Source organism: Pseudomonas sp. GM50, from assembly GCF_000282375.1.
In the GTDB taxonomy this organism is placed as follows: Bacteria; Pseudomonadota; Gammaproteobacteria; order Pseudomonadales; family Pseudomonadaceae; genus Aquipseudomonas.
On sequence record NZ_AKJK01000042.1, the window covers coordinates 149,582 to 162,541 of the forward strand.

The window sequence follows — 12,960 nt, forward strand, 5'->3', positions numbered from 1 at the left end:
GATTCCGACAGAACGACCGCTATTTACGCCAGCAAGGCCGGAAGCTCTTTGTTCAGGGCGAGTTTTTCCATCACCGCCGCGCCTGTCAGGGCATAGCCCAGCAATTGGCCGGCGCTGTCGCGGCATAGCACCTTGATGTCCGCGCCCTGCCCTTCGACCGTCCAGACGCCTTCCGCGCCCCGTGGCGGCGGCGAAACCACCAATGGGCAGACCGGTGTTTTCACGGTGATCGGCATCGGGCCATAACTCACCGCGGTAGGGTTTCCGGCGAGGGTCTGGGCCAGCGCTCTCGCACAACTCATGAGGGGCATGACGTACAACAGATTCAGCCCATCGACCTCGGCGCAGTCGCCCAAGGCATAGATGTTGGCGTGAGACGTTTTCAGGTGACGGTCGACCACCACGCCGCGATTGACCTGCACCCCGGCAGCGGCCGCCAGGTCGATGCGCGGACGCAAACCGATGGCCGAGACCACCACATCGCACGGGATGACCTGGCCGTCGGACAGGTGCGCTTCCAGGCCGTCTGCCACTCGCTGCAAGCGATTGAGCACCGGCCCGAGGTGGAAGCGCGCGCCCAGGCTTTCCAGGCCGGCCTGGACTGCTGCGGCCGCTGCCGGGTGCAGCAAGGTCGGCATGACCTGTTCGCACGGTGCAACCAGTTGCACCTCGTAACCACCGAGAATCAGGTCGTTGGCGAATTCGCAGCCGATCAAACCGGCACCCAGCAGCAACACCCGACGTTTGCCGGCCGCGGCCGCGCGAAAGCGTGCGTAGTCTTCAAGATCATTGATCGGGAAAACGGCGTCAGCGGCATCGCCTTCGATCGGCACCCGCACGGTTTCCGCGCCCCACGCCAGGATCAGGTCACGGTAGATCACCGCTTCTTCGCCGATCCACAGGCGTTTATGGCCCGGATCGATACCGCTGATGCGCGTGTGGGTACGCACTTCGGCTTTCAATTGCTCGGCCATGGCACCCGGTTCGGCCATGCTCAGGCCGTCGGCGTCTTTATTCTTGCCGAAGCCGGTGGATAGCATCGGCTTGGAGTAGGAGCGTCCGTCATCTGCGGTAATCAGCAGCAGCGGGGTTTCGCCATCGAGTTTGCGAAACTCCCGGGCCAGGTTGTAGCCAGCCAGCCCAGTGCCGACGATCACGACAGGTGCGTTCATTCCCTTACTCCCAGGTTCTCAGTTGATTTCGATCATTTCGAAATCCATCTTGCCCACGCCGCAGTCCGGGCACAGCCAGTCTTCCGGCACGTCCTGCCACGGCGTGCCCGCTGCAATACCGTCGTCCGGCCAGCCCTCGGCTTCGTTATAGATCAGGCCGCAGACCACACATTGCCACTTTTTCATTCAGGTACTTCCTCAGGATTCAGGCTTTTGCCGGCGCGAACGGTCGATCGGTGAAGCGTTGCCGTCCGGCTCAGGGCGTTTTGTACTGATCGGACCCGACAGATGCAAGCCTGTTCGGCGCAACGGCAGGCGGGGCCAATCAAATTCGCCGCCTGACATGGTAAGCTCGCCGCCTCATTTGCTGCCAATAATGACTCACTGTGCCGCACTCAAAATCCCCCTCCGCGATACCGGTCTGGCTCCCTCGAAGCCAACTGACGCCCCTTCCCGACACGTCTACGCTCGATTGGCTGTTCGATGAAGGGTCGCTGACCCGGCGCCTGATCCGCTTGTCGAATGACGGTTTCAGCGTCACGCCGCTGTTCGAAGGCTGGCAATCGCTGCGCGCCGACGAATGTGCAGCGCTGGAGCTGGCCGAAGGCAGTGAAGGCTGGGTGCGCGAGGTGTATTTGCGCGGTCACGGTGAAGCCTGGGTGTTTGCCCGCAGCGTGGCGGCGCGTAGCGCGCTGCAGGGCGACGGGTTGCATATGGATGAGTTGGGCAGCCGATCTCTGGGCGAATTGCTGTTTTGCGATCAGGCGTTTCAGCGCCGGGCCATCGAGGTTTGTCACTATCCTCAAGGATGGTTGCCGCTGGATGCCCAGGCGCCGGCACTGTGGGGCCGGCGTTCGCGCTTCGACCGTGGTGCCTTGAGCGTGCTGGTGGCCGAGATCTTCCTGCCGACCTTGTGGAACGCCGCCCGCGCCCATCCGGAGAATTGCTGATGTACCAGAGCCTGCTCAAGTCCCTGAACCGCTTGAATCCTCGGGCCTGGGATTTTATTCAGCTGACCCGCATGGACAAGCCGATCGGCATTTATTTGCTGCTATGGCCAACGTTGTGGGCGCTCTGGATTGCCGGTGAAGGTTCGCCTTCATTGGCCAATATCGTGATTTTCGTGCTCGGCGTGGTACTGACCCGCGCCGGCGGTTGTGTGATCAACGATTGGGCGGACCGTAAGGTCGACGGCCACGTGAAACGCACCGAACAGCGGCCACTGGTAAGCGGCAAGATCAGCTCCAAAGAAGCCCTGGTGTTCTTCGCGGTCCTGATGGGCGTGAGTTTTCTGCTGGTGCTGTGTACTAACGCGAAGACCGTGTGGCTGTCGCTGGGCGGCTTGGCTCTGGCATTCAGTTATCCATTTATGAAGCGCTACACCTACTACCCGCAAGTGGTGCTGGGCGCGGCGTTTTCCTGGGGCATGCCGATGGCGTTCACCGCCGAAACCGGTGAACTGCCGGCAGCGGCCTGGTTGTTGTGGATCGCCAACCTGTTGTGGACCGTGGGCTACGACACCTATTACGCCATGACCGACCGCGACGACGACCTGAAGATCGGGGTGAAATCCACGGCGATTCTGTTTGGCGACGCCGACAGGGCGATCATTCTGACCCTGCAAGGATTGGCGCTGGGTTGCCTGCTACTGGCGGGTTCGAAATTCCATCTCGGTGGCTGGTTCCACCTCGGGTTACTGGCGGCGGCGGGCTGTTTTGCGTGGGAGTTCTGGTACACCCGCAGCAAGGACCGGATGCGCTGCTTCCAGGCGTTTTTGCATAACCACTGGGCGGGGTTGGCGATTTTCGTGGGGATTGTGCTGGATTACGCGCTGCGCTGAAGGCAATGAGGGCAGATCCGCTCCCCGTGACCAAGTCCGAGGAGCGGATTACACGGGTCAGTGCTTCGGCATGTGCCACATATCTTTGAAACCTTCGCCCTTCATATCGCCAGGCTTCATGTCCATTTTGTAGGTGTACATCGGCTTGCCGTCATAAGCCCATTGCATCGTGCCGTCATCACGCTTGATGATCGTCCATTCACCCTCGGCCTTGGCACCCGCTGGAGCCATCATCGGTGGCCACATCTTGGCGCACTCGGCGTTACACATCGACTTACCGCCAGTGTCCTTGTCGAACGTGTAAACGGTCATGCCTTTGTGGTCGACCATCATGCCGTCTTTCATCATGGCCGGTTCTGCCGCGAAGGCCAGGGACGGCAGCGTTAGCGCAGCCGTGACCAGCAGGGCCTTCCAGGATTGAGCAATGTGATTCATGGAAACCTTCCTCTTGTGGTTGTCAGGATTCGGACTTAGAGCTTAGTTCAGGATCACGCCAATCGCAGGACGGCTAAAATACTGTCACACGACTGCAATAATTCCGTTATCTAATGCGGCGCAAGACAGTTAAATGACAAGAGGATTAACGCATGGTTGGCAGGAGCATTCTGATCGTCGACGACGAAGCGCCCATTCGCGAAATGATCGCCGTTGCGTTGGAAATGGCCGGCTATGACTGCCTGGAGGCAGAGAACTCGCAGCAGGCCCATGCCATTATCGTCGACCGCAAACCGGACCTGATCCTGCTCGACTGGATGCTGCCCGGCACCTCCGGCATCGAACTGGCCCGCCGTCTCAAGCGCGATGAGCTGACCGGGGATATCCCGATTATCATGCTCACCGCCAAGGGCGAAGAGGACAACAAGATCCAGGGCCTGGAAGTCGGCGCTGATGACTACATCACCAAACCATTTTCCCCGCGAGAGCTGGTGGCGCGCCTGAAAGCCGTGCTGCGCCGCGCCGGTCCGACCGATGGCGAATCGCCAATCGAAGTCGGCGGCCTGCTGCTGGACCCGATCAGCCACCGCGTGACCATCGACGGCAAACCCGCCGAGATGGGCCCGACCGAGTACCGTTTGCTGCAATTTTTCATGACGCACCAGGAACGTGCCTACACCCGCGGCCAGTTGCTGGATCAGGTCTGGGGCGGCAATGTCTATGTCGAAGAGCGCACCGTCGATGTGCACATCCGTCGCCTGCGCAAAGCCCTCGGCGATGCCTACGAAAATCTGGTACAAACCGTGCGCGGCACTGGCTACCGGTTTTCCACCAAGGCCTGAGCCGACCGCCAGACTCGCTGACAAGGACGCATATTTTCCGTGAACCAAAACTGGCATGGCACCCTGATTCGCCACATGCTGTTGCTGGTCACCGCCTGCCTGGTGATCGGCCTGATTTCCGGCTACTACGGCTGGAGCCTCGCCGTGGGCCTGGGCCTTTACCTGGCGTGGACCCTCAAGCAGTTGCTGCGTTTGCACGAATGGCTACGCCTGCACAAACCCGATGAAGCACCGCCCGATGGCTATGGCCTGTGGGGCGAAGTGTTCGACAGCATTTACCACCTGCAACGCCGCGACCAACGAGTGCGCGGGCGCTTGCAAGCGGTGATCGACCGGGTCCAGGAATCCACCGCTGCGCTGAAAGACGCGGTAATCATGCTCGACAGCGACGGCAACCTGGAATGGTGGAACCGCGCCGCCGAAACCTTGCTTGGCCTCAAGACCCCCCAGGACAGCGGTCAGCCCGTGACCAATCTGGTGCGCCATCCGCGCTTCAAGGAATACTTCGAGCAGGACAGCTACGCCGAGCCTCTGGAAATCCCTTCGCCGATCAATGATCGTCTGCGCATTCAGCTGTACATCACTCGCTACGGCAACAACGAACACTTGATGCTGGTACGCGACGTGACGCGTATCCATCAGCTGGAGCAGATGCGCAAAGACTTCATCGCCAACGTGTCCCATGAGCTGCGCACACCGCTGACGGTGATCTGCGGCTACCTGGAAACCCTGCTCGACAACGTCGAGGAAGTGAACCCGCGCTGGACCCGCGCCCTGCAGCAGATGCAGCAGCAAGGCGGACGCATGCAGACCTTGCTTAACGATTTGCTGCTGCTGGCCAAACTGGAAGCCACCGATTACCCGTCGGATAATCAACCGGTGTCCATCGACAGCCTGCTGCAATCGATCAAGGGCGACGCTCAGCAACTGTCCGGTCAACGTAATCAGCACATCACCCTGGAAGCCGATCCGACGATTCTGCTCAAGGGTAGCGAAGCGGAATTGCGTAGCGCGTTCTCCAATCTGGTGTTCAACGCAGTGAAGTACACACCGGCCGAGGGCAATATCCGCATCCGCTGGTGGGGTGACGATCAAGGCGCACACCTGAGTGTGCAGGATTCGGGGATTGGCATTGATAGCAAACACTTGCCGCGCCTGACCGAACGCTTCTACCGCGTCGACTCCAGCCGCAACTCCAACACCGGCGGCACCGGACTTGGGCTGGCCATCGTCAAACATGTGTTGCTGCGCCACCGGGCACGTATGGAAATCAGCAGTGTGCCGGGCCATGGCAGCACGTTTACCTGCCATTTTGCGCCGGCCCAGGTCACCAAATCCCGGGTCATCAGCACCACCGACTGATACCGGCCGGCACGCGCCACTAGGCAATTGCACGGTCAGCCGCTACATTGGCTGACTTGTGCCTGCCCTTCAGGCGCACTTTTTTCTTTCCTTTCGAATACACGGAACCCGCAAAACTCCATCATGGACCCTTCCCCTGGCTTGACCCTCGCGACACTCTTCGCCGATTTCGGCATGATTCTTTTTGCTCTGATCCTGGTTTTGCTCAACGGCTTTTTCGTTGCGGCGGAATTTGCCATGGTCAAATTGCGCTCGACCCGGGTCGAAGCCATCGCTGATAAAAACGGCTGGCGCGGACACATCCTGCGCACCGTGCACAGTCAGCTCGATGCTTACCTGTCGGCGTGCCAATTGGGTATCACCCTCGCCTCCCTCGGCCTCGGCTGGGTTGGTGAGCCGGCGTTCGCGCACATTCTCGAGCCGGTGCTGAGCGCCGTTGGCGTTGAGTCCGCCGAAGTGGTCAAAGGCGTGTCGTTCTTCACGGCGTTCTTCATCATTTCGTACTTGCACATCGTGGTCGGTGAACTGGCCCCGAAATCCTGGGCCATCCGCAAACCCGAGCTGTTGTCGCTCTGGACGGCCGTGCCGCTGTACCTGTTCTACTGGGCCATGTACCCGGCCATTTACCTGCTCAACGCCAGCGCCAACACGATTCTGCGGATCGCCGGCCAGGGTGAACCCGGCCCGCATCACGAGCACCATTACAGCCGTGAAGAACTGAAACTGATCCTGCACTCCAGCCGTGGCCAGGACCCGAGCGATCAAGGCATGCGCGTTTTGGCCTCGGCGGTGGAAATGGGCGAGCTGGAAGTGGTCGACTGGGCCAACTCCCGGGAAGACCTGGTGACGCTGGAGTTCAACGCGCCGCTCAAGGAAATTCTGGCGATGTTCCGTCGCCACAAGTTCAGCCGCTACCCGGTGTATGACAGCGAGCGTCAGGAGTTCGTCGGTCTGCTGCACATCAAGGATTTGCTGCTTGAATTGGCCGCACTGGATCACATTCCCGAGTCGTTCAACCTCGCCGAGCTGACCCGGCCGCTGGAGCGCGTGTCTCGCCACATGCCGCTGTCGCAGTTGCTGGAACAGTTCCGCAAGGGTGGTTCGCATTTCGCTGTGGTCGAGGAAGCCGACGGGAACATCATCGGCTACCTGACCATGGAAGACGTGCTGGAAGTGCTGGTGGGCGACATTCAGGACGAACACCGCAAGGCCGAACGCGGGATCCTCGCGTATCAGCCGGGCAAACTGCTGGTGCGGGGCGATACGCCGCTGTTCAAGGTCGAACGCCTGTTGGGCATCGATCTGGACCACATCGAAGCGGAAACCCTCGCCGGGCTGGTCTACGAAACCCTGAAACGGGTGCCGGAAGAGGAAGAAGTGCTGGAAGTCGAAGGTTTGCGGATCATCATCAAGAAGATGAAAGGGCCGAAGATCATTTTGGCCAAGGTGTTGATGCTGGACTAAGCGATCCCTGACCGGATCCGTGTTGATCCCTTCGCGAGCAAGCCCGCTCTCACCCTCAGTCTAATTCCTGCGCAAGACACAAGCGGGCTTGCTCGCGAATGCGTCAGACCAGACAACCCATCACTGCTTGCCCAACGCAAAGTTGGGCAACGCGCCTACCGGTTGGTTGAACTGGTACGGAATCGATACCAGCCCCAACCCGGTATTGCGCTGCACCACGAAGTGCAGGTGCGGGCCGCTGCTGTTGCCGGTGTTGCCCGACAGCGCCAGCGCACTGCCCACCGTCACTCGCTGACCTTCCCGTACGCTGACCGAACCTTTCTTGAGGTGCAGGTACACGCCCATGGTCCCGTCATCGTGCAATACCCGCACGAAATTGCCCGACGGATCGTTGCCGCGCCCGGTCTGGCCATTCTCGGTTTTCACCACCATCCCGCCACGCGCCGCGATGATCGGCGTGCCTTCGGGCATGGCGATGTCCATCGCATAACGGTTCTTCGGCCCGTAGTGGCTGTATTGGCCATTGGCGCCCTGACTCAGCCGAAACGGCCCGCCACGCCAAGGCAGCGGGTATCGATAGGCCATGGCAGCCCCTGAGGGGTCACCCAGTGAATATTCGAACCTTGGGGTGTAGACCAACGGCTTTCCGGCCTTTGTCGCCTTGAGCAACGCCAGACGAAGGTTGCTGCGCGCCGGCATGACCCGACGGATCGGTCGGCTCGGCGCGCCGCTGACGTTACTCAGCCCGGCAAAACTCAGCTCGATCTCGACCGGCGCATACAGATCGTTGCGCACGAACACACTGTCCATGCCCCTCTGCTTCTTGATATCGAGGTACACCTGCCGCTCAAGACGCTCGACCATCCGGTCGCGAAAAACGAACACCTTCGCGCCTTTGGTGGGGCGATCGCTGTAAGAGACCACGCCACTGGCGTCGGTGGAGCGGTAAATCGTCATGGCCACAGCCGAGGTGGAGGCCATGAACAGACCACAGAAAAACAGCAGGCGCGCGAGCATGGGCAAGATTCTGTCGAGTAAGGCCTGGAAAGGAGCCTAGCAGCTGAAATGGACCAGCGTAGTCGACAGATGTTTCAAAATGGGCGGTTCAGGGGATGTGCGGTGAATTCGATGGCCCCTTCGCGGGCAAGCCTCGCTCCTACAGGTAAACGGTGAACCTGTAGGAGCGAGGCTTGCCCGCGAAGACGGACTGTCAGGCGGCGAAGATTACGCGCCCGGTACGAAATGCTTCTGTGCGGTGCCACGGGCGATCAGGCGGGAGATGTAGTCGAGCTTCTGCGCATCCTGGTCGACAAAGCGGAAGGTCAGTTGCAGCCACTCGCTGTCGGGCTTCGGCTCGTGGGCGACGATGGCGTGCAGATAGCCGTTGAGACGGGCGATTTCGGCGTTGTCGCCCTGCTCCAGGTCGAGTACGGCGCTGTCGAGGACTTGCGGCAGGGTGTCGGTGCGCTTCACCACCAGCAACGCTTCCTTGATGCTCAAGGCCTTGATCACGCATTGCTGAGTGCCGCTCGGCAGACGCAGTTGGCCTTGGCCTCGACCGCCAGCTGGTGCGGCGGAAGCAGCAGGTGCCTTGACCGGCGGGCTGTTGAGCAGGCCGCGAGACGGTGCGGCGGCCGGGGCTGGCGCGGCGGCGGCAGGTTTGGCGAACGGGTTGACCGGTGCAGCCGAGGGCGTGGCCACAGCGGCCTTGCCACCCGTCAACGCGCTCAAGGAGTCATTGCCGAATGCCGAGTTCATTTTGGTCGGCGCGCTGTTCATCAAAGTGTCTAGCTTGCCGACCTTGTTCAGTGCCTGCTTGACCTTGGTCAGCAACTGTTCATTGGTGAACGGTTTGCTGACGTAGCCGGAAACCCCGGCCTGAATCGCCTGGACGACGTTCTCTTTGTCGCCACGGCTGGTGACCATCACGAACGGCATGGTCTTGAGGTTGTCCTGCTCGCGGCACCAGGTCAGCAGTTCCAGACCGGACATTTCCGGCATTTCCCAGTCGCACAGAACCAGGTCGAACGCTTCTTTGGCCAGCATGGCCTGGGCCTTTTTACCATTGACTGCATCTTCGGTCCGGATCCCCGGGAAGTAGTTGCGCAGGCACTTCTTCACCAGGTCACGAATGAACGACGCATCGTCCACGACCAACACACTAATCTTGCTCATCCAACACCCCTTTAAAAATCCCGGCAAGCATAACGCTGGCTGATGGCACTTTGCCAAAACTCTTCAGTCACGCCGGGACTTTTCGTTCGCGGGTGCTGCTTTTCAATTCGAAAGCCACGCAAACAAAAACGCCCAGCCAAAGGGCCGGGCGCTTTCCTAGGGGCAATCCTACTTATCGTCAGCTTTGCCCGGAACATTAGCGGTTTCGGCACTTGTGCCTTCAACTTCTTCTTTCATGCGCTTGAGGCCCAGGTGACGCACGTCGGTGCCGCGCACCAGGTAAATCACCAGTTCCGAGATATTGCGCGCATGGTCGCCGATCCGCTCCAGGGAACGCAGTACCCAGATAATGCTCAAGACCCGCGAGATAGAGCGCGGGTCTTCCATCATGTAGGTGGCAAGTTCACGCAGCGCGGTCTTGTATTCGCGATCGATGATCTTGTCGTACTGCGCCACCGACAACGCCAGGTCGGCGTCGAAGCGGGCAAACGCGTCCAGGGCATCGCGAACCATGTTGCGCACTTGGTCACCGATGTGGCGAACCTCGACGTAACCGCGTGGGGCTTCGCCTTCTTCGCACAACTGAATGGCACGACGGGCGATCTTGGTGGCTTCATCACCAATGCGCTCCAGGTCGATCACCGACTTGGAGATGCTGATGATCAGACGCAAGTCCGACGCCGCCGGCTGACGACGGGCCAGGATGCGCAGGCATTCTTCGTCGATGTTGCGTTCCATCTGGTTGATCTGGTCGTCGATCTCGCGCACTTGCTGGGCCAGGCCGGAGTCGGCCTCGATCAGCGCGGTGACCGCGTCGTTGACCTGCTTCTCGACCAGCCCGCCCATGGCCAGGAGGTGGCTGCGAACTTCCTCCAGCTCAGCGTTGAACTGCGCGGAGATGTGATGGGTAAGGCCTTCTTTACTAATCATGTTGGCGTCCTTGGAGCGTCCGGTAAGGTGCGGTGGACCGCAGCGTCAGTTCAGTGAGCAACAACCGCTTGCTAGCCGTAACGACCGGTAATGTAGTCTTCGGTCTGCTTCTTCGCCGGATTGGTGAACAGAGTATCGGTGTCGCCGAATTCCACCAGTTTGCCCATGTACATGAACGCCGTGTAGTCGGAAACCCGCGCGGCCTGTTGCATGTTGTGGGTCACGATAACAATGGTGAACTTGGATTTCAGTTCGTAGATCAGCTCTTCGACTTTCAGCGTGGAGATCGGGTCGAGTGCCGAGCACGGTTCGTCGAGCAGCAGCACTTCCGGCTCCACGGCGATGGTGCGGGCAATCACCAGACGTTGCTGCTGACCACCGGACAGGCCAAGTGCCGACTCGTGCAGACGGTCTTTGACCTCATCCCACAGCGCCGCACCTTTCAACGCCCACTCGACGGCTTCGTCGAGAATGCGTTTCTTGTTGATGCCCTGGATGCGCAGACCGTAAACCACGTTTTCGTAGATGGTTTTCGGGAACGGGTTCGGCTTCTGGAACACCATGCCGACCCGGCGACGCAGCTCGGCCACGTCCTCGCCCTTGCGGTAGATGTTGTTGCCATAGAGGTTGATCGCGCCTTCGACGCGGCAGCCGTCCACCAGGTCGTTCATGCGGTTGAAGGTGCGCAGCAGCGTGGACTTGCCGCAGCCGGACGGGCCGATGAAGGCCGTCACGCGCTGTTTCGGGATGTTCATGCTGACGTCGAACAGCGCTTGTTTGTCGCCGTAGAACAGGCTCAGGCCCGGCACTTCGATGGCCACGGTTTCCTGCTCGAGGCTCAGGCTCTGTTTGTCGCGGCCCAAGGCCGACATGTTGATGCCGTGAGTGTGTGCTTCGTGCTGCATGGGAGGCTCCCTGTGCTAACAAATTCGGTTCAGTGAGCCGCTGGCCTCACAAGATTGGGCCAGCGGTGTCGCCGTTCTGTAGGAGCCAGGCTTGCCGGCGAAGGCGTCCTTGAAATCGCCTTCGCCGGCAAGCCTGGCTCCTACAGGGAGCGGCGGTAATCAGCTATCCAGTGCTTTGTATTTTTCGCGCAGATGGTTACGGATATAAACCGCCGACAAGTTGAGCGTGGCGATCACCAGCACCAGCAGCAGCGCCGTGGCGTACACCAGCGGCCGCGCGGCTTCGACGTTCGGGCTCTGGAAGCCGACGTCATAAATGTGGAAGCCCAAGTGCATGATCTTCTGGTCCAGGTGCAAGTACGGGTAGTTGCCATCCAGCGGCAGCGACGGCGCCAGTTTCACCACACCCACCAGCATCAGCGGCGCCACTTCGCCGGCGGCACGGGCCACGGCGAGGATCATGCCGGTCATCATCGCCGGGCTGGCCATCGGCAGCACGATCTTCCACAAGGTTTCGGCCTTGGTCGCGCCGAGGGCCAACGAGCCTTCACGCACGGTGCGAGGAATCCGCGCCAGGCCTTCTTCGGTGGCCACGATCACCACCGGCACAGCCAGCAGCGCCAGGGTCAGCGAGGCCCAAAGCAGGCCCGGCGTACCGAAGGTCGGCGCCGGCAGTGCTTCAGGGAAGAACAACCGGTCGACCGAACCGCCGAGCACGTAGACGAAGAAGCCCAGACCGAACACGCCGTAAACGATGGCCGGAACACCCGCCAGGTTGTTCACCGCGATGCGGATCAAGCGAGTCATCGGCCCCTGACGTGCATATTCACGCAGGTAGACCGCCGCCAGCACGCCGAACGGCGTCACGATCATCGCCATGATCAGGGTCATCATCACAGTGCCGAAAATCGCCGGGAAAATCCCGCCTTCGGTGTTGGCTTCACGCGGGTCGTCACTGAGGAATTCCCAGACCTTGCTGAAGTAGAAGCCGATCTTGGTGAAGGTGCCCATCGCGTTCGGCTGGTAGGCGTGAACCACTTTACCGATACCTATTTCGACTTCTTTGCCGTTCGCGTCGCGAGCGGTCAGGCTGTCGCGGTTGAACTGAGCGTGCAGATCATTCAGGCGCGTTTCGATTTCCTGATAACGGGCATTCAGCTCGGCGCGCTCGGACTCCAGGTCCGCTTGAGCGGCCGCGTCGAGATGGCCGGCCAGTTCCAGTTTGCGACCCTGCAGACGGATACGCTCGAGACCGGCGTTGATCGCGCCGATGTCGACCTTTTCCAGGGTCTTGAGCTGTGCGGCGAGCTGGTTGACACGATCGACACGCGCCTGCAACTCAGGCCATGCGGCCTCGCCTTCAGCGATGACCTTGCCGTCCTGTTTGACGTTGACCAGGTAGCCATAGAAGTTGCCCCACTCGCGACGCTCGATGGCCATCAGCTCAGGCGGGGTTTTCTGATTGGTCAGCCACTCGCCGACAATCCAGGTGAAGTCGGTGCCGTTCAGATCACGGTTGCCGACCTTGATCAGCTCGCGGGTCATAAACTCCGGGCCCTGATCGGGCACCGGCAGGCCAGCGCTTTTCAGGCGCTCGCGTGGCACTTCTTCCTTCTGCACCACTTCGCCGATGACGAGGTGGTTGGCCTGGCCCGGCACGTCGTAACTGGCGTGGATCAGGTCCGCCGGCCAGAAGTGACCCAGACCGCGCACGGCAATCACCGCCAGCAGGCCAATGGTCATGATGACCGCAATGGACACCGCGCCACCGCTGATCCAGACGCCGGGGGCGCCGCTCTTGAACCATCCATTCAGGGAGTTCTGTTTCACAGACT

The 12,960-nt window shown here is 60.6% G+C and carries 13 protein-coding genes; 5 read left to right on the plus strand and 8 right to left on the minus strand.

The window, feature by feature from the left end; all coding sequences use genetic code 11:
• Positions 1-23 precede the first annotated feature (23 nt).
• Together PMI30_RS21550 and PMI30_RS21545 are read right to left on the minus strand one after the other, a co-directional pair.
• Positions 24-1,172 (minus strand): NAD(P)/FAD-dependent oxidoreductase, encoded by a 1,149-nt coding sequence (locus PMI30_RS21550; protein ID WP_008007728.1) that lies wholly within the window; start codon positions 1,170-1,172, stop codon positions 24-26.
• Between the two features lie 18 nt (positions 1,173-1,190).
• Positions 1,191-1,358, minus strand: coding sequence for a rubredoxin (locus PMI30_RS21545; RefSeq protein WP_007896465.1), 168 nt, complete (start codon positions 1,356-1,358; stop codon positions 1,191-1,193).
• 200 nt (positions 1,359-1,558) lie between these two features.
• Here PMI30_RS21545 and PMI30_RS21540 point away from each other — a divergent pair, with 200 nt between their 5' ends.
• Both PMI30_RS21540 and ubiA read left to right on the plus strand, forming a co-directional pair.
• Positions 1,559-2,122 (plus strand): chorismate--pyruvate lyase family protein, encoded by a 564-nt coding sequence (locus PMI30_RS21540; RefSeq protein ID WP_008007729.1) that lies wholly within the window; start codon positions 1,559-1,561, stop codon positions 2,120-2,122.
• Positions 2,122-3,012, plus strand: a complete 891-nt coding sequence (gene ubiA, locus PMI30_RS21535) for a 4-hydroxybenzoate octaprenyltransferase (RefSeq protein WP_008007731.1) — start codon at positions 2,122-2,124, stop codon at positions 3,010-3,012. The genes PMI30_RS21540 and ubiA overlap by 1 nt, the downstream gene beginning before the upstream one ends.
• 57 nt (positions 3,013-3,069) lie before the next feature.
• Here the strand turns inward: ubiA and PMI30_RS21530 are convergent, their stop codons facing one another.
• The gene (locus PMI30_RS21530) at positions 3,070-3,447 is read right to left on the minus strand and encodes a COG4315 family predicted lipoprotein (protein WP_008007733.1); all 378 of its coding nucleotides are present in this window, start codon (positions 3,445-3,447) and stop codon (positions 3,070-3,072) included.
• Positions 3,448-3,599: 152 nt separating this feature from the next.
• Between PMI30_RS21530 and phoB the strand changes: the two genes are divergently transcribed.
• The 3 genes from phoB to PMI30_RS21515 all read left to right on the plus strand — a co-directional run bounded on the left by phoB (position 3,600) and on the right by PMI30_RS21515 (position 7,115).
• Positions 3,600-4,289, plus strand: coding sequence for a phosphate regulon transcriptional regulator PhoB (gene phoB, locus PMI30_RS21525; protein WP_008007735.1), 690 nt, complete (start codon positions 3,600-3,602; stop codon positions 4,287-4,289).
• A gap of 39 nt (positions 4,290-4,328) precedes the next feature.
• Complete coding sequence (gene phoR, locus PMI30_RS21520) at positions 4,329-5,651, plus strand: phosphate regulon sensor histidine kinase PhoR (RefSeq protein WP_008007737.1); 1,323 nt, start codon at positions 4,329-4,331, stop codon at positions 5,649-5,651.
• Positions 5,652-5,774: 123 nt separating this feature from the next.
• A complete protein-coding gene (locus PMI30_RS21515) occupies positions 5,775-7,115 on the plus strand; it encodes a hemolysin family protein (protein WP_008007739.1) in 1,341 nt (446 codons plus the stop codon).
• Positions 7,116-7,235: 120 nt separating this feature from the next.
• Here PMI30_RS21515 and PMI30_RS21510 read toward each other — a convergent pair whose 3' ends face one another.
• From PMI30_RS21510 to pstA, 5 genes are all read right to left on the minus strand, one after another.
• The gene (locus PMI30_RS21510) at positions 7,236-8,132 is read right to left on the minus strand and encodes a peptidoglycan DD-metalloendopeptidase family protein (RefSeq protein ID WP_008007740.1); all 897 of its coding nucleotides are present in this window, start codon (positions 8,130-8,132) and stop codon (positions 7,236-7,238) included.
• Positions 8,133-8,339: 207 nt separating this feature from the next.
• On the minus strand, positions 8,340-9,290 hold the full coding sequence (locus PMI30_RS21505; RefSeq protein ID WP_008007743.1) for a response regulator: 951 nt from the start codon (positions 9,288-9,290) through the stop codon (positions 8,340-8,342).
• A gap of 168 nt (positions 9,291-9,458) precedes the next feature.
• Positions 9,459-10,220, minus strand: coding sequence for a phosphate signaling complex protein PhoU (gene phoU, locus PMI30_RS21500; protein ID WP_007896483.1), 762 nt, complete (start codon positions 10,218-10,220; stop codon positions 9,459-9,461).
• Between the two features lie 71 nt (positions 10,221-10,291).
• Positions 10,292-11,125 (minus strand): phosphate ABC transporter ATP-binding protein PstB, encoded by an 834-nt coding sequence (pstB, locus tag PMI30_RS21495; RefSeq protein ID WP_007896484.1) that lies wholly within the window; start codon positions 11,123-11,125, stop codon positions 10,292-10,294.
• A gap of 159 nt (positions 11,126-11,284) precedes the next feature.
• Positions 11,285-12,955 carry a phosphate ABC transporter permease PstA gene (gene pstA / locus PMI30_RS21490; RefSeq protein ID WP_008007747.1) on the minus strand — a complete coding sequence of 557 codons (1,671 nt, stop codon included), beginning with the start codon at positions 12,953-12,955 and terminating at the stop codon, positions 11,285-11,287.
• Positions 12,956-12,960: the final 5 nt, after the last annotated feature.